The sequence below is a fragment of the Leclercia sp. UBA2479 genome, assembly GCF_002341985.1.
Classification (GTDB): Bacteria; Pseudomonadota; Gammaproteobacteria; order Enterobacterales; family Enterobacteriaceae; genus Enterobacter; species Enterobacter pneumoniae.
In genome coordinates, this window is the sequence record NZ_DDPB01000006.1 from 59,658 (window position 1) to 84,602 (window position 24,945).

At 54.8% G+C, this 24,945-nt stretch carries 20 protein-coding genes; 10 read left to right on the top strand and 10 right to left on the bottom strand.

Translation table 11 applies throughout. From position 1 onward, the window contains the following. Positions 1-301: 301 nt before the first annotated feature. Complete coding sequence (locus tag B3B59_RS05200) at positions 302-1,705, top strand: sensor domain-containing diguanylate cyclase (protein ID WP_286808284.1); 1,404 nt, start codon at positions 302-304, stop codon at positions 1,703-1,705. Positions 1,706-2,043: 338 nt separating this feature from the next. Continuing rightward, positions 2,044-3,633, top strand: a complete 1,590-nt coding sequence (locus tag B3B59_RS05205) for an EAL domain-containing protein (RefSeq protein ID WP_263616649.1) — start codon at positions 2,044-2,046, stop codon at positions 3,631-3,633. Here B3B59_RS05205 and soxS read toward each other — a convergent pair. Continuing rightward, positions 3,626-3,952 (bottom strand): superoxide response transcriptional regulator SoxS, encoded by a 327-nt coding sequence (soxS, locus tag B3B59_RS05210; RefSeq protein ID WP_040077595.1) that lies wholly within the window; start codon positions 3,950-3,952, stop codon positions 3,626-3,628. The genes B3B59_RS05205 and soxS overlap by 8 nt on opposite strands. 98 nt (positions 3,953-4,050) lie before the next feature. On the opposite strand from soxS, the gene soxR reads away from it, so the two are divergent. The 4 genes from soxR (at position 4,051) to B3B59_RS05230 (ending at position 8,904) form a co-directional block, all read left to right on the top strand. Continuing rightward, entirely contained in the window at positions 4,051-4,521 is a 471-nt protein-coding gene (gene soxR, locus B3B59_RS05215) for a redox-sensitive transcriptional activator SoxR (RefSeq protein WP_040077594.1), read from the top strand. 260 nt (positions 4,522-4,781) lie between these two features. Further along, a complete protein-coding gene (locus tag B3B59_RS05220) occupies positions 4,782-5,453 on the top strand; it encodes a glutathione S-transferase family protein (RefSeq protein WP_286808287.1) in 672 nt (223 codons plus the stop codon). A 301-nt stretch (positions 5,454-5,754) separates the two neighbouring features. Next, complete coding sequence (ghxP, locus tag B3B59_RS05225) at positions 5,755-7,104, top strand: guanine/hypoxanthine transporter GhxP (protein ID WP_040077592.1); 1,350 nt, start codon at positions 5,755-5,757, stop codon at positions 7,102-7,104. Between the two features lie 153 nt (positions 7,105-7,257). Continuing rightward, entirely contained in the window at positions 7,258-8,904 is a 1,647-nt protein-coding gene (locus tag B3B59_RS05230; protein WP_046885529.1) for a Na+/H+ antiporter, read from the top strand. A gap of 19 nt (positions 8,905-8,923) precedes the next feature. Here B3B59_RS05230 and B3B59_RS05235 read toward each other — a convergent pair whose 3' ends face one another. After that, positions 8,924-9,811 carry a LysR family transcriptional regulator gene (locus B3B59_RS05235; protein ID WP_046885528.1) on the bottom strand — a complete coding sequence of 296 codons (888 nt, stop codon included), beginning with the start codon at positions 9,809-9,811 and terminating at the stop codon, positions 8,924-8,926. Between the two features lie 100 nt (positions 9,812-9,911). On the opposite strand from B3B59_RS05235, the gene B3B59_RS05240 reads away from it, so the two are divergent. Together B3B59_RS05240 and B3B59_RS05245 are read left to right on the top strand one after the other, a co-directional pair. Further along, entirely contained in the window at positions 9,912-10,322 is a 411-nt protein-coding gene (locus B3B59_RS05240) for a CidA/LrgA family protein (protein ID WP_286808289.1), read from the top strand. Further along, positions 10,315-11,004 carry an LrgB family protein gene (locus tag B3B59_RS05245; protein WP_046885526.1) on the top strand — a complete coding sequence of 230 codons (690 nt, stop codon included), beginning with the start codon at positions 10,315-10,317 and terminating at the stop codon, positions 11,002-11,004. Before B3B59_RS05240 ends, B3B59_RS05245 begins: the two co-directional genes overlap by 8 nt. Before the next feature lie 26 nt (positions 11,005-11,030). Here the strand turns inward: B3B59_RS05245 and B3B59_RS05250 are convergent, their stop codons facing one another. Together B3B59_RS05250 and B3B59_RS05255 are read right to left on the bottom strand one after the other, a co-directional pair. After that, complete coding sequence (locus B3B59_RS05250; RefSeq protein ID WP_286808291.1) at positions 11,031-12,311, bottom strand: ABC transporter substrate-binding protein; 1,281 nt, start codon at positions 12,309-12,311, stop codon at positions 11,031-11,033. A gap of 108 nt (positions 12,312-12,419) precedes the next feature. Further along, complete coding sequence (locus B3B59_RS05255) at positions 12,420-13,715, bottom strand: Gfo/Idh/MocA family protein (RefSeq protein ID WP_286808293.1); 1,296 nt, start codon at positions 13,713-13,715, stop codon at positions 12,420-12,422. A 47-nt stretch (positions 13,716-13,762) separates the two neighbouring features. Between B3B59_RS05255 and B3B59_RS05260 the strand changes: the two genes are divergently transcribed. Beyond that, positions 13,763-15,331, top strand: coding sequence for a hypothetical protein (locus B3B59_RS05260; protein WP_286808295.1), 1,569 nt, complete (start codon positions 13,763-13,765; stop codon positions 15,329-15,331). A gap of 205 nt (positions 15,332-15,536) precedes the next feature. Here the strand turns inward: B3B59_RS05260 and actP are convergent, their stop codons facing one another. The 3 genes from actP to acs all read right to left on the bottom strand — a co-directional run bounded on the left by actP (position 15,537) and on the right by acs (position 19,565). Beyond that, complete coding sequence (gene actP / locus B3B59_RS05265; RefSeq protein WP_046885523.1) at positions 15,537-17,186, bottom strand: cation/acetate symporter ActP; 1,650 nt, start codon at positions 17,184-17,186, stop codon at positions 15,537-15,539. Next, entirely contained in the window at positions 17,183-17,497 is a 315-nt protein-coding gene (locus tag B3B59_RS05270) for a DUF485 domain-containing protein (RefSeq protein ID WP_046885522.1), read from the bottom strand. Before B3B59_RS05270 ends, actP begins: the two co-directional genes overlap by 4 nt. A 109-nt stretch (positions 17,498-17,606) precedes the next feature. Beyond that, positions 17,607-19,565, bottom strand: coding sequence for an acetate--CoA ligase (acs, locus tag B3B59_RS05275; protein ID WP_286808298.1), 1,959 nt, complete (start codon positions 19,563-19,565; stop codon positions 17,607-17,609). Positions 19,566-19,985: 420 nt separating this feature from the next. Here acs and gltP point away from each other — a divergent pair, with 420 nt between their 5' ends. Then, positions 19,986-21,299, top strand: coding sequence for a glutamate/aspartate:proton symporter GltP (gene gltP / locus B3B59_RS05280; RefSeq protein ID WP_046885520.1), 1,314 nt, complete (start codon positions 19,986-19,988; stop codon positions 21,297-21,299). Positions 21,300-21,330: 31 nt separating this feature from the next. On the opposite strand, the gene B3B59_RS05285 is transcribed toward gltP, so the two are convergent. The 3 genes from B3B59_RS05285 to fdhF all read right to left on the bottom strand — a co-directional run bounded on the left by B3B59_RS05285 (position 21,331) and on the right by fdhF (position 24,711). Further along, positions 21,331-22,005: a tetratricopeptide repeat protein gene (locus B3B59_RS05285; RefSeq protein ID WP_046885519.1), complete on the bottom strand. Its 675-nt coding sequence runs from the start codon at positions 22,003-22,005 to the stop codon at positions 21,331-21,333. Between the two features lie 115 nt (positions 22,006-22,120). Beyond that, positions 22,121-22,273 (bottom strand): Hok/Gef family protein, encoded by a 153-nt coding sequence (locus B3B59_RS05290; RefSeq protein WP_046885518.1) that lies wholly within the window; start codon positions 22,271-22,273, stop codon positions 22,121-22,123. A 290-nt stretch (positions 22,274-22,563) separates the two neighbouring features. After that, complete coding sequence (gene fdhF, locus B3B59_RS05295) at positions 22,564-24,711, bottom strand: formate dehydrogenase subunit alpha (RefSeq protein WP_286808301.1); 2,148 nt, start codon at positions 24,709-24,711, stop codon at positions 22,564-22,566. Between the last annotated feature and the right edge of the window lie 234 nt (positions 24,712-24,945).

A 24,945-nucleotide genomic window follows, 5' to 3' on the forward strand; every position in this document is an offset into this window, starting at 1 on the left:
ACCTGTTTAACAAGTGTTTCCAGCGAATTCATCATGATAGATAAACTTGCACATGAATAAGCAATTTGTGCAATATTTACAGGCATTAAACTATGGATTATGCTTGAACGGACAAAAAAATTTACTCGTAATAAATAATTCAGGTATTTGAATTTTCTGGCTTTTATTATTTAACTGTTATTTTTTCAATACACACGCGTCCTTAAATGGCATCGAAAAGCAAATAATTAAGGTATTGCTTTTCCAATCCTGACTTATTCGTTGCGGTCATTCTCTCTTATTTAATGAGCGCGAATAAACGATGAATGAATCATATCGCGAGATCGTTAATGACAGTACGGTGGCCCTGCGCACGCTGGCAAAACTTATGCCGCAGTTGTCTTCGCAATCAACGTTGCTGGAGTTGCTTGAGACAATTAACCACGCCTTTGGCGCCCGCCTGAGCTGGATTACCGTCGATGATGAGAACGGCCTTCAGCAGATAGTCAGTGCCGGAGAGCTCACCTGTCATTCACTGGAGGTCGGCAATTTTCTGGCGAGCGCCCTGTTGCAGCGACATCACCGCGCGTGGCGTGTCATTTACTGGAAAGACAACATGGGTAAACACCTCTTTTCTGACCGCCATCCCGGTTATACCCAGCTGCAAAGCGGCGTACTTTGCAAAATCACCCCTCACGGTCACCTCTGTAGCGGCTATTTTTTCCTCGGTTTTTCTGATCCGCAGACGCCACTCTCTGTGCTGAAAGATATCGTGGTGATCCTGGTGGAAAAGCTGAAAGACTATTTTGTCGAAATTATAGCGCGCGAACGTACCGCCATTGAGATGCAGCGGGTCGTCACCCAATACCAAACCCTTTTCGAACGTGCCCCGGTGCTGATGAATTCATTCGATCGCCGTAGCCGCTGCGTGCTGTGGAACGCAGAGTGTGAAAAGGTCTTTGGCTGGAAAATGGCCGAGCTCAATGAGCATGCCGATCCGCTGGCGCTCTTCTATCCCGATCCTGAGGTTCGCCGGCGGGTGCGTGAATCCGTCAATACGGTTCCGCTAAATGATATGTACGAATGGCACCCGGTACGCCGGGATGGGGCACAGCTGACCATTCTCTGGTCGAATATCTTATTGCCGGACGGTTCAATCCTTAACATTGGGCTGGATATTACTGAGCGTAAGCGCGTCGAGAAACAGCTTGAGAAAAAGGCGACCACCGATGATTTGACCGGCTGCTTTAATCGATCGGCTATTCTTCAGCAGCTCACCACCGCGCTGGAGGTCAGTCATGGTCTCGCAGCTGAAACTCCCTTTTGCGTGGTGATGTTTGATTTGGATTTCTTTAAACAAATCAACGATCAATGGGGCCATCTGGTCGGCGATCGGGCGCTGGTACACTTTTGCGAACGCATCCGCGAGATGACCCCGGCCGACGCCGCACTCGGGCGGGTGGGCGGAGAAGAATTTCTGCTCTTGATGCCAGGCACGCACAGCGACGCGGCGCTGCAGCTCTCACTCATGCTGCATCAGACGCTGTTGGCCCGGCCGTTACAGGTGGGCAACAGGGCGCTCACGCTCTCCTTCAGTGCGGGGATAGTAGAGGTGATGGGCGGTGGACATGATACTTCCTCATTACTCATTCGCGCCGATAAAGCACTTTATGATGCCAAGCGGGCAGGAAGAGGAAAAACAATCGTCGCCGTTGATTATTTATAAATCACTCAACTCTGTTGAATGGGTAAATAGCCAGAACTGACATCACCCGATTGTGCTTTTTTCATGCTGTCAGGAGTTTGACTTAATCAGCGATCCGCTGTGGCGTAATCGAAAAAATCTGCCGTCGGTGCTGGAAAATTATTTAACTTAATAAAAACTGAACGCATACTTTTAGTTTGGCTTACGGACAAATATTATCGTCATAACCAAATATTAGGATTTTGATGATAAAAGTCAGTTGCTAACTTCGCATGATTCATGCAACGTAATCACCTGTTTATCAAAGCATCCGGCCTTCAATACTACAGGCACATTAAAAGCAGGGATATAGGGCGGAAATGAATCATAGCGCGCGCGGCAAGGTGCTGAGAGGTGTGGGGATCATCATGGTAGTTTTACTACCGGTGATGCTTGCGCTTTGGTTTGCCCAACTGCGTGCTGTTTCAGAAACCCGTAATCAATTGCGCTCTTTCGCACAGCTTGCCTTAGATAAAACTGAACTCGTCATTCATCAAGTGGATTTAGCGCGCAATGCCGCTGAACACTATCAGGGTAATGTTTGCTCGCCTGCTCACCGCCAGTATATGTTGAATATTGTTCGCGGGCGTCTCTATATTGCTGATTTAATCTATGCCGAAGGGCGTGAATTTCGCTGTTCCACCGTATTAACGCCCGCCACAGCATATACCATCCCACACGCCAATTACACGCGTAAGCCTGATGTGGCTATATATTATTTCCGCGATACGCCCTTCTTTGCGGGATATAAAATGACGTATATGCAGCGCGGCAATTATGTGGTGGTGGTGAATCCGCTCTCATACAGTGAAGTAATGTCAACCGATCACTCCCTGGCGTGGGGCATATTTGATACGGTCACCAATGCTTTTTTCTCGGTCAGTGAAAACGCGGATAAAAATATATTAAAAACGCTGACTGGCGATAAGGAAACCACGTTTCAGGAGGATGGCCGTTTTTACACCATCGTTCATTCAGAAAAGCGCCCCGTTGCGGCAATTGTTTCAACTACCAATCAGCGTTTCTACGATGTGCTTTACCACGAAGCCACATTAACGCTGCCGCTGGGAATGATCTGTAGCGTCATCATATTATTAGTCTGGTCGCGAACTCGCCGTGAATTAAATTCGCCGGGGCGTTTATTGCACCGGGCGTTAAATAATCGCCAGCTTTGCGTGCATTATCAGCCAATTATCGATATCAAAAATAACGAGTGTGTAGGCGCGGAAGCGTTACTGCGTTGGCCCGGTTTTAGCGGCCCGGTGATGAGCCCGGCGGAATTTATTCCTCTGGCAGAAAAAGAGGGGATGATCGAGCGCATCACCGACTACGTGGTCGAAGAGGTCTTTAACGATCTCGGCCATTTTCTGGCGTCCAGACCGCACCTCTACGTCACCATTAACCTCTCGGCTTCAGATTTCCACTCCTCACGGCTCATCGCCATGATTAGCGACAAGGCTCGCCACTATTCTGTACGCGCGCAGCAAATTAAAATTGAAGTGACCGAACGTGGTTTTATCGACGTGCCCAAAACGACCCCGGTGATTCAGGCCTTCCGGCAGGCGGGTTACGAGGTGGCGATCGATGATTTCGGTACAGGTTACTCTAACCTGCACAATCTCTACTCGCTGAATGTCGATATTCTCAAAATTGATAAGACCTTTATCGACACTCTTACCACCAACAGTACCAGCCATCTGATTGCCGAGCACATTATTGAAATGGCACAAAGCCTGCGTCTGAAGACCATCGCCGAAGGGGTGGAGACGGCAGAGCAGGTCGCCTGGCTACACAAACGCGGGGTGCAATACTGTCAGGGCTGGCACTTCGCAAAGGCGATGCCACCCCACGAGTTTATGACCTGGCAACAGCAGCCTATTGCGGGGCTAGTTGCCCGGCCTGTTAGTTAAGCTGGTGGCGATAGTCGCTGGGGGTACGATCGAACTCCCGGCGGAAAACGCGGGAAAACGTCTGCTGCGACACATATCCGAGATCCATCGCGATATCAAAAATCGGCCGCTGGGTAGTGCGCAGTGCCTGCGCTGCCATTAACAATCTACGCTGGCGGATATACTCACCCAACGTCTGACGCATAACATTGCGGAACATTCTCTGCAGGTACCATTTCGAGTAACCCGATTTTTTGGCGACCACATCAATGTTTAATGGCTGGTCGATGTGATCATCAATCCATTCAATAAGTGTCTCAATAATCTGTTGATGCGACATAAAGCTGCCTCTCTCTGGATACACCTGTATCTGTTGATTCGTCGTTTTGTCTGCGGGCGAGTATAATTCCTCAAGTTAACTTGAGGTAAAGAGGTTTTATGGAAAAGAAATTACCGCGTATTAAAGCGCTATTGACGCCAGGTGAAGTGGCGAAGCGTAGCGGGGTGGCGGTATCGGCGCTCCATTTCTATGAAAGCAAAGGGTTAATTAAAAGCATCCGGAACGCCGGGAATCAGCGGCGCTATACGCGTGATGTGTTGCGTTATGTTGCGATCATCAAGATTGCTCAGCGTATCGGCATCCCTTTGGCGACGATTGGTGATGCGTTAGGCGTGCTGCCGGAAGGGCATACGCTGAGCGCGAAGGAGTGGAAAGCGCTCTCCTCCCAGTGGCGTGATGAACTGGATCGACGCATTCATACGCTGGTCGCGCTGCGCGATGAGCTGGACGGCTGTATCGGGTGTGGTTGTTTGTCGCGAAGCGATTGTCCGTTGCGTAACCCTGGCGACAAACTGGGCCAACAGGGTACCGGCGCACGCCTGCTGGAAGAAGATCCGCAGGGTCTGTAAAAAACTAAAGCGCCATTAAGGCGCTTTAGTTTATTCCCGGTCTTTGTCTTTCTCTCTATCCCGCTTATTTCACAGGGGGGTTTCCCCCGACATCAACACCCCTCAGTCGAGCCGTTGCGAGGTTCCGGTTTGTGCTGACACTTTAAGTCTATCCAGGGACGGGAGCTTCGCCAGCGTAAAAGGGTAAAAACTCGGCGAAATATTTTCGCCAGGTTGTGCAATTTTCTATAGTTAGTTTGTATGAATATCAGGAGCTGCCCATGATTACGGTTCACCACCTAAACCAGTCCCGATCACAGCGGGTACTTTGGGCTCTTGAGGAGCTCTCTCTGCCTTACCAGATTGTTCGCTATCAGCGTGAGAAAACCATGCTGGCGCCGCCTGCGTTGAAAAAAATCCACCCTCTGGGCAAGTCCCCGGTGGTGGAAGATAACGGTCTGATTCTGGCGGAGTCGGGCGCGATTCTGGAGTATCTGCAGGAAACCTATGACAGCGCGTCGCAGCTCAAGCCTGACAGCCCCGAGCAGCGACTGAACTACCGCTTCTGGCTGCATTATGCGGAAGGTTCGCTCATGCCACTGCTATTAATGAAGCTGGTGTTTGCCAGCCTCGGTAAACCGCCGGTGCCCTTTGGGCTGCGTTCGCTGGGAAAAGTGCTGGGGCAAGGGGTGCAGAAAGCGTATCTCAATAAACAGCTCGAAACCCACGCCCGGTATCTGGAGTCGTGTCTGGCACAAAACAGCTGGTTTGCCGGCGATCGCCTTAGCATGGCTGATGTTCAGATGAGTTTTCCGGTCATGGCGCTGCTGGCGCGCGGCGGTATTAACGATCTCCCGCATCTGCAGGCATGGAAGAAAAAAGTTGAAATGAGACCGGCCTGGCAGCGCGCCATACAACAAGGCGGCCCGTTCGAACTCCCTGGCGAGTCGTAAACCTGTAACCCTATTGCGCATATACGATAACGTTTGCGCATCCGCTGGTTATTTCTTCATCGTCAAAAGTGAATTTTAGCGAAAAACAGCAAAGTTCAGTTGAAAAGCCCGGTCTTTAGGCTGGATAATCGTTTGCCTTAATTTCACCACCCGTTTTTAAGCGCGGAGCTAAACGTTTGCTTTTTTTGTGACGCCCCTTTTTCGTCGCAAACGCAGCACAAGGATATGACGTTTCGCTGGCAGTGGAGTGTCCACCACGCTTAACAACGAACGATAAAAAAATCTTCAGGGGATGTTTTCTATGTCTACGCCATCTGCGCGTAATGGCGGTTCGCTTGACGCCATGTTTAAAATTTCTGCTCGCGGCAGCACCGTGCGTCAGGAGGTTCTGGCCGGTCTGACGACCTTCCTCGCGATGGTTTATTCCGTCATCGTGGTACCGGGTATGCTGGGCAAAGCGGGCTTCCCGCCGGCGGCGGTCTTCGTGGCGACCTGTCTGGTTGCGGGCGTTGGCTCCATTGTGATGGGGCTGTGGGCCAATCTGCCGCTGGCGATTGGCTGCGCCATTTCACTGACCGCCTTTACCGCGTTCAGCCTGGTACTGGGACAGCAGATTAGCGTCCCCGTAGCTCTGGGGGCCGTGTTCCTGATGGGGGTGCTCTTTACGGTCATCTCCGCCACCGGTATTCGTAGCTGGATCTTGCGCAATCTGCCGCAGGGCGTGGCGCACGGCACCGGTATCGGTATCGGCCTGTTCCTGCTGCTCATCGCCGCGAACGGCGTGGGTCTGGTAATCAAGAACCCACTGGACGGCCTGCCGGTTGCGCTGGGCCACTTCGCCAGCTTCCCGGTGATCATGTCCCTTATTGGCCTGGCGGTGATCATTGGTCTGGAAAAACTGAAAGTGCCGGGCGGCATTCTGCTGACCATTATCGGTATCTCCATCGTGGGGCTGATTTTCGACCCGACGGTGCACTTCTCCGGTATTTTCGCTATGCCATCCCTGAGTGATGACAAAGGTAACTCCCTGATTGGTAGCCTGGATATTGTGGGCGCGCTGAATCCGGTGATCCTGCCAAGCGTGCTGGCGCTGGTCATGACCGCTGTGTTTGATGCCACCGGTACCATCCGTGCCGTAGCGGGCCAGGCTAACTTGCTGGATAAAGACGGTCAGATTATCGATGGCGGCAAGGCGCTGACCACCGACTCCCTGAGCAGCGTCTTCTCAGGCCTGGTGGGGGCGGCTCCGGCGGCGGTTTATATCGAATCCGCAGCGGGTACGGCGGCGGGCGGTAAAACCGGTCTGACGGCCATTACCGTGGGCGTGCTCTTCCTGCTGATCCTGTTCCTCTCTCCGCTCTCTTACCTGGTACCGGCTTACGCAACGGCGCCAGCGCTGATGTATGTAGGTCTGCTGATGCTGAGCAACGTCGCGAAAATCGACTTTGCCGATTTCGTGGATGCCATGGCGGGGCTGATTACTGCCGTCTTCATCGTGCTGACCTGCAACATCGTGACCGGCATCATGATCGGTTTCGCCTCGCTGGTGATTGGCCGTCTGGTCTCGGGAGAGTGGCGTAAGCTGAACATCGGTACCGTGGTGATCGCCGTGGCGCTGGTGACCTTCTACGCGGGTGGCTGGGCCATCTAATTTGATCTTTCTTGCTAAAACGGGTGGCTCAGGCCGCCCGTTTTTTATTTTCGGACCCCATCGCGTTGTCAATTGCGTTACTCTGAAGAAGATAGACTTAAGGCACGACGCCTTACGATTGACTAAAACAGACACATCGCAAACAGGGAACGCATGGAAATTTTCTTCACCATATTGATCATGACCCTTGTGGTCTCACTTTCCGGGGTAATAACCCGCGTATTACCCTTCCAGTTACCGCTGCCGCTGATGCAAATCGCAATCGGTGCGCTGCTGGCGTGGCCCACGTTTGGGCTGCACGTCGAGTTCGATCCTGAGCTGTTTCTGGTTCTCTTTATCCCGCCGCTGCTCTTTGCCGACGGCTGGAAAACCCCGACCCGTGAGTTCCTGGAACACGGTCGCGAGATTTTAGGCCTGGCGCTGGCGCTGGTGGTGGTCACCGTCGTGGGTATTGGCTTCCTGATTTACTGGGTAGTACCCGGTATTCCGCTGATTCCGGCCTTCGCGCTGGCGGCCGTGCTCTCACCCACCGATGCCGTGGCCCTGTCAGGGATCGTCGGAGAAGGGCGAATTCCAAAGAAAATCATGGGCATTTTGCAGGGCGAGGCGCTGATGAACGACGCCTCTGGCCTGGTGGCGCTGAAATTTGCCGTCGCCGTAGCGATGGGCACCATGATCTTTACCGTCGGCGGCGCGACCATGGAGTTCCTCAAGGTGGCGATTGGCGGTATTTTGGCGGGCTTCGTGGTCAGCTGGCTTTATGGCCGTTCACTGGGCTTCCTCAGCCGCTGGGGCGGGGATGAGCCGGCAACGCAGATTGTGCTGTTGTTCCTGCTGCCATTCGCCTCATACCTGATTGCCGAACACATAGGCGTGTCGGGCATCCTGGCGGCCGTGGCGGCGGGGATGACCATCACCCGCGCCGGCGTGATGCGCCGGGCGCCGCTGGCGATGCGTCTGCGTGCTAACAGCACCTGGTCGATGCTGGAATTTGTCTTTAACGGCATGGTCTTTCTGCTGCTGGGTCTACAGCTGCCGGGCATTCTTGAATCCTCGCTGGTGGCGGCAGAGGCGGACCCTAACGTCGAAACATGGATGCTCTTTACCGATATCGTGCTGATCTACGCCGCGCTGATGCTGGTACGTTTTGGCTGGCTGTGGACCATGAAACGGTTTAGCGTGCGTTTCCTGAATAAAAAACCGATGGAGTTCGGTTCCTGGACCACGCGCGAACTGCTGATTTCGACCTTCGCCGGAGTACGTGGGGCGATCACCCTCGCCGGTGTGCTCTCTATTCCGCTGCTGCTGCCCACCGGCGATGTCTTCCCGGCGCGTTATGAGCTGGTGTTCCTGGCGGCTGGGGTAATTCTGTTCTCGCTGTTTGTCGGCGTGGTGATGCTGCCTATTCTGCTGCAGCACATGGAGGTGGCTGACCACGTTCAGCAGCACAAAGAAGAGCGTATTGCCCGTGCGGCCATCGCCGAGGTCGCTATCGTGGCGATCCAGAAGATGGAAGAGCGCCTGGCGGCAGATACCGAAGAGAATATTGATACTCAACTGCTCACCGAGGTGAGTTCTCGCGTCATTGGTAATCTGCGTCGCCGCGCCGATGGCCGTAACGATGTAGAGAGTTCAATGCAGGAAGAGAGACTGGAACGTCGATTCCGTCTGGCGGCGCTGCGTTCAGAGCGTGCTGAGCTGTACCACCTGCGCGCCACGCGCGAGATCAGTAACGAAACGCTGCAAAAGATGCTCCACGACCTCGATTTGCTGGAAGCGCTGCTGGTTGAGAACCCGTAGTCTTTTGCCCCTCATCCGTTCAGGGTGAGGGGCTCCAGAATCCTTCGCAACACTGCAGCCACGCCCGTGCGCTGTGGGATAAATAGACCCCTTCACGCCAAATCATCCCCAACTGCCAGTGGAGATCGCTCTCCAGCGGGATCCAGCGCAGCGTATTTTTGTCCAGCCGCTCGCAGATGGGCTGCGGCAGAATCGCAATGCCTACCCCGGCCTGCACCATGGCGGCCAGAAAATCCCACTGCCCGCTGCGCACGGCAATGCGGGGCTTCACGTCGTGTTGATTAAAGAGCTGCATTAACTGGCGGCTAAGGGCGAAGTCTTCGTTATAAATGAGCAGTGGATGCCCGGCCAGCAGCTCGGGTTTAACCTTGTCAATCTTGAGCCAGTCACCCGAGCGTGGCACCAGTACGCACAGCGGGTGGCTGAACAGCGGCAGGGTCGCGAGGCCGCTCTCCTCTTCAACGGGGAGGGCGGTCATCGCCAGATCCAGCTCGCCGTTAATCACCGCCTGTTGCACGGTTAGCCCGCCAAACTCGGCGATTTTAAGCTCCACGCCCGGATAGCGCTGACGGAACAGGCTGATGGGCCCGGCCATCATCATCCCGACCATCGGCGGAATGCCCAGACGCAGTAAGCCTTTGTTCAGGTGGTTGATATCACTGAGTTCAGCTTCGAGTTGCCGAAACTCGGCCAGAATCGCCAGCCCACGTTCGAACACCACCCGGCCGGTATCAGTGAGCAGCAGCTTGCGTCCGTCGCGAATGAGCAAATTACAGTTGAGTTCATCTTCGAGGTTTTTCAGCATCTTGCTGATGGTGGGTTGGGTGACAAACAACTTCTCCGCTGCGCGAGTAAAACTCTGCTGGCGTACCACTTCGACAAAATAGCGCAGCGTTCTGATGTCCATAACTATTCCTCGAAACTATACATTCGATGATTTTAATTCATTTCAGTGGATTAGGTGTGCTCACTATACTGGCGCTCCGTCTCATTTTGAGGAATAAGCCATGGCCGTGGCGTTAAGTCGTGTTACGCCTGCCGTTGTGCAACGACTCCAGGTGCCCTTACAGGTACTGCTGTATGCCGCGCTGTTCGTTTTTGCGGAGTATCTGGTGAACTGGCTGCATCTGCCGCTGCCTGCCAACCTGGTGGGCATGTTACTGATGTTGGCCCTGATCCTCTGTCGCATTATCCCCCTGAAGTGGGTACGCGCGGGGGCCCGCTGGCTGCTGGCGGAGATGCTGCTCTTCTTTGTCCCTGCGGTGGTGGCGGTGGTGAATTATGCCCAGTTGCTGATGGTGGACGGCTGGCGTATCTTTGCGGTGATTGCCCTCAGTACGCTGATGGTATTGGGCGCCACCGCGTGGGTGGTAGACAGGGTCTATCGCTTTGAGATCAGCAGGTTGAAAGATGAGTAATTTTCAGATAAGCCTCTTCTGTCTGGTGATTACGCTGGTGATCTATTTCGCCAATAAACGCCTCTATCGCCGCTTTCATAAATTGCCGCTAATGCCGCTGGTCTTCACGCCGATCCTGCTGGTGTTGATGCTGATCCTGGGCCATATCTCCTGGCAAAACTATATTGGCGAATCGCACTGGCTGCTGTGGCTGCTTGGGCCGGCGACCATTGCGTTTGCGGTACCGGTTTACGACAACCTGGCGGTGATTAAGCGCCACTGGATGTCGCTCACCGCGGGCGTCATCACCGCGACGGTGGTGGCCGTCACCAGTTCAGTCTGGCTGGCGCGGCTGTTCACGCTCTCTGACGAGATCCAGCGTAGCCTCGCGGTGCGCTCGGTCACGACCCCTTTTGCTCTGGCCGCGGCGAAACCGCTTGGCGGACAGCCCGATCTGGTGGCGCTGTTTGTTGTCGTCACTGGGGTGTTTGGCATGGCGGTAGGCGATATGCTGTTTTTACGCCTCTCCATCCGCGAGGGGATGGCGAAAGGGGCCGGCTTCGGTGCCGCCTCCCACGGGGCGGGCACCGCCCGATCCTATGAGCTGGGTCAGCAGGAGGGGGTGGTCGCCAGTCTGGTGATGATGCTCTCTGGCGTAGTGATGGTACTGATTGCGCCGCTGGTGGCGTGGGTGATGTTTTAGGCCGCCGTTGCCAGCGGCCTAATGGATTAGCGATTCAGACGGCGCACAATGCGTTCAACCTGCTGGCGAAACTCGGCCGCAACCTGGGCAGGCGTGAGCTGGCCCTGGTCTAGCTTTTCACGCGCCGAGGTGAACTGATCGATGATTTGTAAATCCTCAATATACGGAGTGGCGACTACTGTGGTGTGCAGCGCCTGGGCCTGGCGCAAACCGGCAATCACCGGATCGTTCGGGTCGATAATCCCCTTCCCGGTGAGCAGCGTTTCTGCCGATTTGTTCAGCGGAATACCGCGCTCCAGCCCCAGTGCTTCTACCGACTGCGGATCGTTGAGCAAGAAATTGATCAGTAAAGCGGCCTCTTTCGGATGTTTTGTGGATTTCGCCACCGACAGCATCTGCGCCGTTTTAAAGTAAGCGCCAGACTCTTTTGCGCCAGGCTGCATCACGTAATCTCCCAGCACCAGCTTCGCCGGTGGCGTCATGTTGTTGGCAAACATCCGGATCGTGATATTCCAGGTAAACAGGCCGCCCCATTCGCCGTTGATCCAGGGCTTCATCTCATAGAGATTCCCCTTGCCGTAGGCGGAGAGTGTTTTTGGCGAGGGCAGGACATGCTCGTCACTTAAGCGCTTCAAAAAGCTAAACGCTTCCGCCCACTGGGCATCGTCCCAGCCGAACGACCCGTCGCGGTTAAACATCGGTTTTTGATACTTCTGCATCATCCAGGTATTCAGCAGCAAGATGACATCCTGATCCACCATCGCGTAGGGATAGGCGTTATTGCCCAATTTTTGCTGGAACACTTTTCCGGCGGCAAAAAACGCATCCCAGTCTTTGGGATAAGCCAGCCCGGCCTTTTGCCAGGTGACGTCGTTGTAGTAAAAGACCGGCGCGTTGACTGAGATAGGCAAGCCGTTAAGTTTGCCTTTCATCGTGGTGGAGGCGAGATCGTTGGCGGAATACTGACCTAAATCCAGCGTATCTTTGAGTTTATAGAGGTCGTAATACCCTTCGCCGTTTTTAGAAAAGATACTTAGCCACGGCCAGTTGGTTTGCATGACGTCCGGTTCGGTGCCGCTGGCCATTTGCGTGGTCAGGCGCGCGAGGTGCCCGTCCCAGCCGGTGTATTCGGCCTTCACGTGGATATGGGGATAGGTTTTCTCGAAGGCTTCCAGCGCCTTCAGCGTGGCCTGATGGCGACTGTTGCCCCCCCACCAGGACATACGTAATTCAACGGGCTGTTGCGCCCAGGTGGAAGTACAGGAAAATAACAGCGATGCGATGACACCTGATACGAGTTTATTCATTTTTGTCTCCGGGACAGAGGCAGCATTATTGTTATTAAACAGGTGAGTAACTGCACAATACTGACCAGCAGTTTCGGCGCAGCGTCCTGCCGCGCCGTTGAAAAGCACTTAAGATTTAGTGAGACGAGAGACCAGCTCAAACTCCGTAAAGTTCACCGGTCGCTGCAGCTGCATAGAGAGATTGCCCGCAATGCCGGTGAGGATAGACATCGCCCCGGCGCGGTGATCGGCTGCACGCTGCAGGGGATCGTTGCCCGGCTCGCCAAACAGATCGGCCAGCATGGCGTTATCGCCGCCGCCGTGCCCCCCTTCGCCCAGGCTGAATTCTGCCTTCCACGGCTCGGCGAACATCGGGAAGACGGTGATGTCGCACTGCTCCAGGCTCCCCTCGTTTTCGCGTTTACCCCCGGCGTTAACGTAAGATTTCTCAATGATTTTCATCTCCAGACGACCTTCGGTGCCGTTGAAGACCACGTTGAGCCCTTCCCAGGGCAGATAGGCGTTCAGTGAATAGGTAAGCTGGACCTGATTCTGATACTTCACCAGCACCGACATAGTGTCTTCGATGGTGATGCCATAACTGAATACGCTCTGATCGCGGAAGTAGTTATCTTCATGTTCGGCATCCAGATAGAGCGCTTTAAGCTGGGCGTTATCTGCCATATGCAGCGCGAACGGATCGTCTTTCGCTTCGGCGAAGCCGTGGGCGCGGGGATAGAACCGGGTCACGCCGCGTTTTTCTGCGTTCTCTTTACCGTAGAACTGCAGGCTACCTTCGGCGTAGACCCGCTCCGGATAGCTGCCCAGCCAGAAGTTCATCAGGTCGAAGTGGTGGGTGGATTTATGCACCAGCAGGCCACCGCTGTTGCGCTTTTCGCGGTGCCAGCGACGGAAATAATCCGCGCCGTGTTCGGTGTTAAGCAGCCATTCGAAGTGAACGGAGGTGACCTTGCCAATCACCCCCTGCATCAGCAGTTCACGCACTTTGCTGTGGTGCGGCGCATAGCGGTAGTTAAAGGCCACGCGTACGCTGCGGCCCGTCTCCTCAATGGCATCAAGAATGCGCAGCGCACGTTTCTCATCGATGGTCATCGGCTTTTCGGTGATCACATCGCACCCGGCGTGCAGGGCGCGAACGATATAGTCATCGTGGGTGCGGTCCATTGTGGTCACGATGATGCTGTCCGGGCGGGTTTCGCGGATCATCTCTTCAAACTGCTCCGCTTTCCAGGTAGAGACCGGCGCGGCCCCTTCGTTCTGGAGTAACTGGTTCGCATAGTCCATGCGCGTCTGGTTGGTATCGCAAAACGCGACCATCCTGGCATTTTCACGCCAGGCTCCCCCAATGGCAGAGATATATAAACCCGCACGACCTCCCGTTCCGACCAGCGCATATTTTTTCATGGCATCCTCGATTAAGATAAGAAAATAAATATCAGCAAGGTGGCGCAATGAAACGTATTCCACATCAATTGATGGAGCTGAATAGCACCTTTATTTGGCACTGGCCCTGGTTTATTCAGGGAGTGGCAAGCGCAAAGCAGCATGGTTTCACCGGCATCATCCTGCACCAACAGGAACTGCTCTCTCTTCTTGCGACGCCCTCGCCGTTAAGCGCGAAACTTAACGTCGAGAACTTAATTCATCAGCAAAATTACGCGCTGCAATATTTAAAACGTGTCGATCGTTACCTGGCGGAAAATAATTTAACGTTCTGGCTTCAGGGAGAGGCCGCGCCGAACGACGACATTATTAAGCGTAAATTTCCTGAACTGAGCTTTGATGAAAAAAGCACGCCCGATTTCTGGCACCCTTTCTATGCGTCAATTCTGCATCCGTTATTAGCCTCTTTGCCCCATCTCAGCGGCCTGATTCTTAGCCTCACCACCCCCGATTTTCAGACCACCCGCTGGCAGCAGAGCCTGCATGATGTCTGGAGCCTACTGCGCGGGCAGGGCAAGAAACTGATCTTGCGTGATTTCATTGATGACAGCTGGCCGCGACAGCAGCTGTCCGGCATCCTGGCCCGTTTATCAGACGATGTACGCGCCTCGATTAAAGCCACGGAGCTGGATTACCACCCCGGTTTTGCCAACCATCCCCACATCGCCACGCTGCCGGGGCATAAAAAGTGGATCGAATACGATCTTTTCGGCACCGGATATGGCTGGACCGCGCTGCCTTGCTATCTGGCCGATGAGATCAGTGGGCGCCTGAGCTGGGCGCTAAGCGCGGCTGAAAACGAAATCGAAGCCATTACCTCACGGGTGAGCTGGCAGTGGCTGCCGGATAGCCGGGTGATGGACTCGGCTAACGCCATCAATCTCTTCGGTCTGTCTGCCGCAAACCAGCAGGACGATGCCGCACGGACCACGCCGTTTGAGCGCTGGGCAGAGCAACAGCAGCTCGGTTTTCGCTCCCTGCAGGAAAAGCATCAGTTCGCGGCCATTTTGCATGCCAGCTACGACTGGCTCTGTAAGACGCCAAACTTCCTTGGGCGGCGACTGCACTATCAAAGCCAAATCCCGGAGAGCGTGGCCCAGGCGCAACAACTGCTGCATATGGACACCCGTAGTGCCAACTGGCTGCATGCCTGGCAACCGCTGATGCCGGCCGACGATCCCGCGCTTGGCAAAGAGCAGCGAGAGCGGGTCGCGCTGGAAAAAGAGGCCGCCTGCTTCCTCGCGTCGCGCACGGTGCAAAACCTGCGTGAGTTGATGCCGCGTATCGCCTGCCCGAACGACACCCTGGAGATCCTGCTGGCCGCCTGGCGTAGCGCAGAAATCTACAGCCAGATGTTCTCCCGCGTGGCGGCGGCTGTCACCGATGTGCTGTGGCTTGACCATTACGGTGCAAACAGCCTGCCCGCGACGACCCTGCAGCGACACCAACAACATCTGCACGAATACGCCGAAACGCTGGCGCACTGGCTGGCGCATCCTCCCGCCGGCGGGCCGCTGTTCCTGCCGCTCCTGCTTAGCCCGGCGCGTCTCACGCAATTTGCCGAAAGCTTGCGTTAAAGCATAAAAACTGTGGCCAGGGTTGTCTGTACTGGCCGCAGAGGGAAAGGGGGGGTTTGAGGTAAAAACGGGAAAAGTGTGATGGCCTTTACGAAACAGAGATAAAGCCTGTGAAGTGGGTCGGCTTTTTTTGTTTTGGTGACGTGATTAACGTCACCTGAAGAGGGGAAAACTGTGATCCCCGACCAGAGGCCGGGGAGCCATTTTAGTGTGCGCGGCCCTGCTCAACGCCGAGACCGGTTTGTGAACGGATAAACTGGGCGCGGAATTTCTCGCGCTCAAGATTCCCTTCCGCTGAGTTGTCAGTGGCAGAGAAGACCCAGATACCGATGAAGGCCACCGCGATAGAGAAGAGCGCCGGATATTCATACGGGAAGATCGCGCTTTCATGTCCGAGGATCTGTACCCAGATGGTCGGGCCGAGGATCATCAGGATCACCGCCGTCAGCAGGCCAAGCCAGCCGCCAATCATCGCGCCACGCGTCGTCAGTTTTGACCAGTACATGGAGAGCAGAATGATAGGGAAGTTACAGCTCGCTGCGATGGAGAAGGCCAGGCCGACCATGAAGGCGATGTTCTGGTTTTCAAACAGGATCCCCAGCAGGATGGCGACCACCCCCAGCACCAGTACCGTGATTTTGGACACTTTCAGCTCATCGCGCTCGCTCGCCCCTTTACGCCAGACGTTGGCATACAGGTCGTGAGAAACCGCAGATGCGCCCGCCAGCGTCAGGCCGGCGACCACCGCCAGAATGGTGGCGAAGGCCACGGCAGAGATAAAGCCGAGGAACAAGTTACCGCCCACGGCATCGGCCAGGTGCACCGCCGCCATGTTGTTGCCGCCAATCAGCGCGCCCGCTGCGTCTTTGAAGGCCGGGTTCGCCCCCACCAGCATGATCGCACCAAAACCGATGATAAAGGTCAGGATGTAGAAGTAACCCATAAAGCCGGTGGCGTAGAAGACGCTCTTACGCGCTTCACGTGCATCGCTCACGGTGAAGAAACGCATCAGGATGTGCGGCAGGCCTGCGGTACCAAACATCAGCCCCAGCCCTAACGACAGGGCGGATATCGGATCTTTCACCAGCCCGCCGGGGCTCATGATCGCTTCCCCTTTCGGGTGGACTGCCATCGCTTCGGTAAACAGGTTATTGAAGCTAAATCCAACGTGCTTCATCACCATAAAGGCCATAAAGCTGGCACCAAACAACAGCAGCACGGCTTTGATGATCTGAACCCAGGTGGTGGCGAGCATGCCGCCAAACAGTACATACATCACCATCAGTACGCCCACCAGCACCACGGCAATGTGGTAGTTGAGGCCGAACAGCAGCTGGATAAGCTTACCGGCACCCACCATCTGGGCAATGAGGTAAAGGGCGACCACCACCAGCGAGCCGCAGGCGGAAAGCGTGCGGATAGGACCTTGCTTCAGACGATAGGATGCCACGTCGGCAAAGGTATAACGCCCGAGGTTACGCAGACGCTCGGCGATCAGGAACAGAATAATCGGCCAGCCGACCAGGAAGCCGAGAGAGTAAATCAGCCCGTCGTAGCCGGAGGTGTACACCAGCGCGGAGATCCCGAGGAAGGAGGCGGCAGACATAAAGTCACCGGCAATCGCCAGCCCGTTCTGGAAGCCGGTAATGTTACCGCCTGCGGTGTAGTAGTCGTTACGGGAGCGAACGCGTTTTGATGCCCAGTAAGTGATGTAGAGCGTAAACACCACAAAAAGAAGGAACATCACAATGGCTTGCCAGTTGGTGGGCTGGCGTTCAACCGCACCGGTAATGGCATCCGCAGCGTTTGCCGCAAAGGGAAGGGTGGCGGCGAGCGCCGTCAGAACTCTCTTCATGATGCTTTTACCTCGCGCAGTACGGCCTTGTTCAGACGATCAAATTCGCCGTTAGCGCGCCAGACATAGACGCCCGTCAGCACAAACGAAATCACAATCACACCAATGCCAATCGGGATCCCGCGCGTGACGCTGGTGCCCGCATGCAGTGGCGTGCCGAGCCAGTGCGGCGCGAACGCAATCAGCAGAATAAAGCCGACATAGATAATCAGCATAATGATGGACAGCATGAAGGCAAACCGTTGCCGTTTTTCCACGAGCTCCCTGTAGTGCGCACTATTCTCTATCTGCTGACAAATATGGTCATTCATCACAGAGTCTCCAAAGGTAAGGTTGGTTTGTTTTTGTTCCCTCTCCCTGAGGGAGAGGGTTAGGGTGAGGGCATCAGACCGCCCCTCTCCCACGGGGAGAGGGAGAAAATTATGAAGGCATTGCGATGGCCTGCTTCTCTTCGAGCAGTTTTTCCACCACGCCAGGATCCGCGAGCGTTGAGGTATCGCCAAGATTACTGGTATCGCCTGCGGCGATTTTGCGCAGAATACGGCGCATAATCTTGCCGGAACGGGTTTTCGGCAGGGAGTCTGTCCAGTGCAGCACATCCGGCGTGGCAAGCGGGCCTATCTCTTTACGTACCCAGTTGCGCACCTCGGCATAGAGCTCCGGCGTTGGCTCTTCGCCATGATTTAACGTGACATAGGCATAAATCGCCTGGCCTTTAATATTGTGGGGGATGCCGACGACAGCGGCTTCCGCGATCTTCGGATGCGACACCAGCGCCGATTCGATTTCAGCGGTACCCAGACGGTGGCCAGAGACGTTCAGCACGTCATCCACGCGGCCGGTGATCCAGTAGTAACCATCTTCATCGCGACGGGCACCGTCACCGCTGAAATACATATTTTTAAAGGTAGAGAAGTAGGTCTGCTCGAAGCGGTCATGATCGCCAAACAGCGTACGCGCCTGGCCTGGCCAGGAGTCGGTGATCACCAGGTTGCCCTCGGTAGCCCCCTCCAGCGCATTACCTTCGTTATCCACCAGCGCAGGCTGGACGCCAAAGAAAGGACGCGTGGCAGAACCCGCTTTCAGTTCGGTCGCACCCGGCAGCGGGGTGATCATGAAACCGCCGGTTTCGGTCTGCCACCAGGTGTCGATAACCGGGCATTTTTCATTACCAATCTTCTTCCAGTACCACTCCCACGCTTCCGGGTTGATGGGTTCACCCACGGAGCCCAGGATACGCAGGGAGGAGCGATCGGTCCCTTCAATCGCTTTATCGCCTTCTGCCATCAGGGCACGAATCGCGGTAGGGGCGGTGTAGAGAATATTCACTTTATGCTTATCCACCACCTGGCTCATGCGCGCCGGGGTTGGCCAGTTTGGCACCCCTTCGAACATCAGCGTGGTGGCGCCACAGGCCAGCGGACCATACAGCAAATAGCTGTGGCCGGTGACCCAGCCTACGTCAGCAGTACACCAATAGATGTCGCCCGGATGGTAATCAAAGACATATTTGAAGGTGGTCGCCGCATACACCAGGTAGCCGCCGGTGGTATGCAGTACCCCTTTCGGCTTGCCGGTGGAGCCAGAGGTATAAAGGATAAACAGCGGATCTTCCGCGTTCATCTCCTCAGGCTGATGCTGGTCGCTGGCCTGCTCAATCAGATCGCTCCACCAGAGATCGCGGCCCGCCTGCCACTCAATGTTGCTACCGGTGCGTTTGAACACCACTACGTTGCTTACGCTTGTGACGTTCGGGTTTTTCAGGGCGTCATCGACGTTCTTTTTCAGCGGAATGGTACGGCCGGCACGTACGCCCTCGTCGGCGGTGATCACCAGTTTTGAGCTGGAGTCGATAATGCGGCCGGCAACCGCTTCCGGCGAGAAGCCGCCAAAAATCACGGAGTGCACGGCACCGATGCGGGCGCAGGCCAGCATGGCAACCGCAGCTTCGGGTACCATTGGCATATAGATAGCGACCACATCCCCTTTTTTGATGCCCTGAGAGAGCAGCACGTTGGCAAAGCGGCATACGTCGCGATGCAGTTCGCGGTACGTGATGTTTTTGCTCTGCGAGGCGTCGTCGCCTTCCCAGATAATGGCCGTCTGGTCGCCGCGCTCGGCGAGATGGCGATCGAGACAGTTCGCGGCCAGGTTCAGGGTGCCGTCTTCATACCATTTAATCGAGACGTTACCCGGCGCGAAGGAGGTGTTCTTTACCTTCTGATAAGGGGTCATCCAGTCGAGGATTTTTCCCTGCTCACCCCAAAAGATTTCAGGGCTGGAGAGAGACTGTTGGTACTTCTCCTTGTACTGCTCCGGATTGATCAGGCAGCGGTCCGCAATGTTTGCGGGAATGTCGTGTTTGTGGATTTGGCTCATGGCTTTTTTTCTCCTTGTAAGATGTTAATAATATGTCGCAAAAACGTTAATAGTAGGGGCTTTGCCAGCTTTGTTTACTATTTGGGCGACAGATCACGCAATAATTCAGGAGTTCAAAAAACGACCGAATAACACTTTATCTTAAAATAATTGCCCTCAATAATTATTTACATTTATGGATAAAAAAGCGTTTTTATAACAAAAGGTTATTAATCATCACTGGTGGAAATTAGCGTCATAAAGCATTTTGTCAGTCAAATGCCTCGTTCTTAAAGGCTTGCGCAGCATGGCATGCAAATGATACTGATACGCCGCGTTAAAAAACCCCATAAATGAACGCAACACAATTCATACCCTTTCAGTATGTGTCGTCCTCACGCTTTCGCGAGGCCGATCACTTCATTGAGGAAGTCTGTTTTTATGAAAAATTTGAAAGTCAGCCTGGCCTGGCAAATTTTGCTGGCCCTTGTGCTGGGTATCTTGTTGGGTAGTTATCTGCATTATCACAGTGACAGCCGCGAATGGTTGATCGCCAACTTGCTGTCGCCGGCAGGCGATATCTTTATTCATCTGATAAAGATGATTGTGGTCCCAATTGTTATCTCAACGCTGGTGGTGGGTATTGCGGGCGTGGGTGATGCGAAACAGCTGGGACGTATCGGGGCAAAAACCATCCTTTATTTCGAAGTGATCACTACGGTGGCTATCATTCTTGGCATCACGCTGGCAAACGTATTCCAGCCTGGTGCGGGTATTGATATGTCGCAGCTGGCAACGGTGGATATTTCGAAATACCAAAGCACAACGGCCGACGTGCAAAGCCATTCCCATGGCCTGATGGGCACGATCCTCGCGCTGGTTCCCACCAATATCGTGGCCTCCATGGCGAAGGGCGAAATGCTGCCAATTATCTTCTTCTCCGTCCTGTTTGGCCTGGGTCTGGCATCGCTGCCTTCTACTCACCGCGAGCCGCTGGTCACCGTGTTCCGCTCCATCTCCGAAACCATGTTCAAAGTTACCCACATGGTGATGCGTTATGCGCCGGTAGGGGTGTTCGCGCTGATCTCCGTCACCGTGGCCAACTTCGGTTTTGCCTCCCTGTGGCCGCTGGCGAAGCTGGTGATCCTGGTACACTTCGCCATCCTGTTCTTCGCGCTGGTGGTGCTGGGCATCGTGGCGCGTCTGTGCGGGTTAAGCATCTGGATTTTGATTCGTATCCTGAAAGATGAGCTGATTCTGGCCTACTCTACCGCCAGCTCCGAGAGTGTACTGCCGCGTATCATCGAGAAGATGGAAGCCTATGGCGCACCGGCGTCGATTACCAGCTTCGTGGTGCCGACCGGCTACTCCTTTAATCTCGATGGCTCAACGCTGTACCAGAGTATTGCCGCGATCTTTATCGCCCAGCTGTACGGTATCGACCTCTCGCTGTGGCAGGAAATCGTGCTGGTACTGACCCTGATGGTGACCTCGAAAGGGATCGCGGGCGTGCCGGGCGTCTCCTTTGTGGTGTTGCTGGCCACGCTGGGAAGCGTGGGGATCCCGCTGGAAGGACTGGCGTTTATCGCCGGTGTTGACCGTATTCTCGACATGGCGCGTACCGCGCTGAACGTGGTGGGGAATGCTCTGGCGGTACTGGTTATCTCTAAATGGGAACACAAATTCGACCATAAAAAAGCGCTGGCGTATGAACGCGAGGTGCTGGGCCGTTTTGATAAGACTGCCGATCGGTAATGCCGCTTCCGCCCTCTTGCGAGGGCGGAATTTACTCCCCGCTTAACGCCTCAAACTCTTCGCAGCCGGTATCAAACCCTTCAGTACAGCTCAGATTAAACCAGTACAGCGCTTTCTGTTTATTTGGCGTGATAAAGCCTTTCTCTCCCTGCTGAAATACCTTCCCTGCCCAGTACTCGGCATAACCGGTGCGCGAAAGGGTAGAGCTGCGCTTAAACCAATCTGCAGCCTGAACATCATCCTGCGCCACTTCCACGCCGTTCGCGTAGATCAGCCCCAGCAGCAGTTGGGCATCCACGGCGGCGTCATCTTCGGTATTGGCTGCCGCTTTTTGCAGCAAGGTAAGCGCCTGCGGATAGTCGGGGGTTCCGGCTTCGGTATTGACCAGCAGGCGCGCCAGCATCACGGTGCCGGGCATACTGCCAGCCAGCATTGCCTGCTGGGCCAGCCCTTTTGCCTGCGGGTAATCGCCGTGCTTGAACTTGATCTGCGACAGCAGCGCCATGGCATCAACATCGCCGCCGGTGGCCGCTTTTTCGGCCCACACCTCAGCCTGTTTATCGTTACCGGAGCTGTACCAGGTCTCTGCAAGAAGATACTGGGCGCGACTGTCGCCCGCCTCGGCCTGAGCCTGGTACTGGCTACCAATCTCATCGGCGCAGGCCAGGGAAGAGGAGAGCAGCAGCAGGTAGAGAAGATGTTTCATCTGTTCATTTCTTTTAAGGAGATTGCGCGCAGTATAAGCGGGGTACGAGAAGAAAAAAAAGGGTGCGTTAAGGCACAACATCCCACAATCGGGCGGGAAACCCCGCCCGCTGAAGTTAGCCTGCACCGCAGGCTAATTTAGCCGCCACTTCATGTTGCCCACTCTTTATTGTGAGTTCGCATAATGCACCGCGATTAATAAAGGTGAATAACACAATTGTCAGGCAAATAATTACCAGGATGCCCAACACATACTTTAATGGCGTCATGCCTTTTACTCCTTGCAAATAAAAGAATAAGAGGCTACCTTCAATTTGTTGGGAGTTGAGAGAAGGTAGCCTCGGTTAATGGAAACATTACCGGGGCTTTTCACTTTCTGTCTCTCAACACGGCTTAAGACAGAAAGCCTTAAGCACCCGCCGTTATTCTTATTCGTATGAAATAAAAAGCAAAGATGTAAATACATAACGGGTTAATTACATTTTTCTGGAAGGAAGGCCGCATAATAATATTCACAGAAATGAGTTTCTGTGAATATTATAAAAGCGGGATAAATAAACTATCCCGCAGCGCTTTCACGAAGTCGGTTTTTAAGCTGCTTATATTCCTCTTGTACATCGCGTTCGGCCGCCGCCTGATCGGCAATCGGCTCAACCCTTACGGCACAATATTTATATTCCGGCGTTTTTGTTATCGGGCTCAGGTTTTCCGTCACCAGTTCGTTGCAGGCCCCAATCCACCATTGATAGGTCATATATACCGCGCCTCGGTTTGGCCGTTCGCTGACCTGCGCCCGGGTCATTACACGTCCTTTGCGCGATTGCACCCAGACCAGCGCCTCATCTTCAATGCCTAACCGGGCGGCATCGGCGGTATTGATCTGCACATAGCCGGGTTCATCCGCCAGGGCAGAGAGGGCGGCGCAGTTACCGGTCATGGAGCGGCAGGAGTAATGGCCTACCTCGCGTACGGTAGAGAGCACCATCGGATACGCAGCGCTCAGCTTATCTATCGGCGCCGACCAGTCGCAGGTGTAGAACTGTGCCAGCCCGTTCGGGGTATCGAAGGATTCGGCAAAGAGCCAGGAGGTTCCTTGATCGTGGGCGGACTCATCCCGGCACGGCCACTGGATATACCCCAGCTCGCCCATTTTTTCGTAGGTGGCGCCGGTAAAGTTGGGGCAGAGATAGCGCAGTTCATCCCAGATCTGCTGCGTGTTGTTATAGTGCATGGGATAACCCATTCGGGTCGCGATCTCGCTGATGATCTGCCAGTCCGTTTTCAAATCCCACTGGGGCTCCACCGCCTTGAAAAAACGCTGGAATCCCCGATCTGCTGCGGTGTAGACCCCTTCATGTTCGCCCCAGGACGTAGACGGCAGTATGACGTCGGCGGCGGCGGCCGTTTTGGTCATAAAGATATCCTGCACAATGACCAGATCCAGCGCCGCGAAAGCTTCACGCACCGCCGACAGTTCGGCATCAGTTTGTAGGGGGTCTTCGCCCATGATGTACGCGGCCCGCACCTCACCCTGCGCAACGCGATGCGGCAGCTCGCTTATCCGATAGCCGGGCCGCTCGGGCAGATGCTCAACGCCCCAGGCCCGGGCAAATTTTTCGCGATTTGCCGCGACGGTTACCGGCTGATAGCCCGGATAGACATCCGGCAGGGCGCCCATATCGCAGGCCCCCTGAACATTATTTTGCCCACGTACCGGATTAACGCCCACGTGCGCCTTGCCGAGATTGCCCGTCAGCATCGCCAGGCTGGTGAGGGCACGTACAGTCTCCACGCCTTGCCAGAACTGCGTCACTCCCATGCCCCACAGCAGGGTGGCGGTTTTTGCCCCGGCATACATCCGCGCGGCCTGACGGATATCCCGGGCGCTGACGCCGGTGATGGCTTCTACCGACTCCGGCGAATAGTTTTCGACAACGTTTCGATATTCGTCGAAACCTTCCGTTCGTGCGGCGATAAAGCTCGCGTCATACAATTTCTCGGTAATGATCACCTGCCCGATAGCATTGAGCAGGGCGATATTCGAACCATTTTTCAGCGCGATATGCAGGTCGGCGATGCGGGCAGTCTCTATCCGCCGGGGATCGCAGACAATAATTTTCGCGCCGTTCTGTTTCGCCTGAATGATGTGATTCGCCACGATTGGGTGTGAATCGGCCGGGTTGTAGCCAAAAATAAAGACCAGATCGGTATTATCGATCTCATTGATGGCATTGCTCATGGCGCCGTTACCCACCGACTGGTGCAGACCTGCAACCGAGGGGCCGTGTCAGACGCGCGCGCAGCAGTCGACGTTATTGGTGCCAATAACGGCGCGGGCAAATTTCTGCATCACATAGTTGGTTTCATTCCCGGTACCGCGAGACGAGCCCGTCGTCTGGATGGCATCCGGCCCGTATTGTTCTTTGATGGCGCTCAGGCGCCGGGCAACATAGTCCAGCGCCTCGTCCCAGCTTACGGCGACGAGCTTACCGCCGCGGACAGGGCGGATCATGGGGGTTTTTAACCGCGGGGTCAGGATCCCGGTATCGTTAATAAAGTCCCAGCCGTAGTAGCCCTTCAGGCACAACGTCCCTTGATTGGTCTTACCTTGTGCGGGCTCGGCCCGAACGATTTTGCCGTTATCGACCACCAGCGTTAACTTGCAACCGGAGGCGCAATAGGGGCAAACCGTGATGACGTTTTTCATCGGTATCGCTCCAGATAATCGAATTCATGGTTATTATGCAGGCCCATAAGACCTATTTTTATTGTGGAAATACCCTGACTTTACGGCGGATCCCTGGTCAATACCCTGATAGAAAACAGTCATTCGACAAAATCCCCTGCGGGATGTGATGTCGCCTGAAATTTCGATACACAAAAGTCGAAACGGCTGGAGCCAGTGGCAGAATCGGCCAGACTGAAAGTGACTTCCCTGACG

Excerpts from the sequence above, each read along its gene's own strand:
- B3B59_RS05200 (WP_286808284.1), top strand. The coding sequence starts at position 302 with ATGAATGAATCATATCGCGAGATCGTTAATGACAGTACGGTGGCCCTG.
- B3B59_RS05205 (WP_263616649.1), top strand. The coding sequence starts at position 2,044 with ATGAATCATAGCGCGCGCGGCAAGGTGCTGAGAGGTGTGGGGATCATC.
- soxS (WP_040077595.1), bottom strand. The coding sequence starts at position 3,952 with ATGTCGCATCAACAGATTATTGAGACACTTATTGAATGGATTGATGAT.
- soxR (WP_040077594.1), top strand. The coding sequence starts at position 4,051 with ATGGAAAAGAAATTACCGCGTATTAAAGCGCTATTGACGCCAGGTGAA.
- B3B59_RS05220 (WP_286808287.1), top strand. The coding sequence starts at position 4,782 with ATGATTACGGTTCACCACCTAAACCAGTCCCGATCACAGCGGGTACTT.
- ghxP (WP_040077592.1), top strand. The coding sequence starts at position 5,755 with ATGTCTACGCCATCTGCGCGTAATGGCGGTTCGCTTGACGCCATGTTT.
- B3B59_RS05230 (WP_046885529.1), top strand. The coding sequence starts at position 7,258 with ATGGAAATTTTCTTCACCATATTGATCATGACCCTTGTGGTCTCACTT.
- B3B59_RS05235 (WP_046885528.1), bottom strand. The coding sequence starts at position 9,811 with ATGGACATCAGAACGCTGCGCTATTTTGTCGAAGTGGTACGCCAGCAG.
- B3B59_RS05240 (WP_286808289.1), top strand. The coding sequence starts at position 9,912 with ATGGCCGTGGCGTTAAGTCGTGTTACGCCTGCCGTTGTGCAACGACTC.
- B3B59_RS05245 (WP_046885526.1), top strand. The coding sequence starts at position 10,315 with ATGAGTAATTTTCAGATAAGCCTCTTCTGTCTGGTGATTACGCTGGTG.
- B3B59_RS05250 (WP_286808291.1), bottom strand. The coding sequence starts at position 12,311 with ATGAATAAACTCGTATCAGGTGTCATCGCATCGCTGTTATTTTCCTGT.
- B3B59_RS05255 (WP_286808293.1), bottom strand. The coding sequence starts at position 13,715 with ATGAAAAAATATGCGCTGGTCGGAACGGGAGGTCGTGCGGGTTTATAT.
- B3B59_RS05260 (WP_286808295.1), top strand. The coding sequence starts at position 13,763 with ATGAAACGTATTCCACATCAATTGATGGAGCTGAATAGCACCTTTATT.
- actP (WP_046885523.1), bottom strand. The coding sequence starts at position 17,186 with ATGAAGAGAGTTCTGACGGCGCTCGCCGCCACCCTTCCCTTTGCGGCA.
- B3B59_RS05270 (WP_046885522.1), bottom strand. The coding sequence starts at position 17,497 with ATGAATGACCATATTTGTCAGCAGATAGAGAATAGTGCGCACTACAGG.
- acs (WP_286808298.1), bottom strand. The coding sequence starts at position 19,565 with ATGAGCCAAATCCACAAACACGACATTCCCGCAAACATTGCGGACCGC.
- gltP (WP_046885520.1), top strand. The coding sequence starts at position 19,986 with ATGAAAAATTTGAAAGTCAGCCTGGCCTGGCAAATTTTGCTGGCCCTT.
- B3B59_RS05285 (WP_046885519.1), bottom strand. The coding sequence starts at position 22,005 with ATGAAACATCTTCTCTACCTGCTGCTGCTCTCCTCTTCCCTGGCCTGC.
- B3B59_RS05290 (WP_046885518.1), bottom strand. The coding sequence starts at position 22,273 with ATGACGCCATTAAAGTATGTGTTGGGCATCCTGGTAATTATTTGCCTG.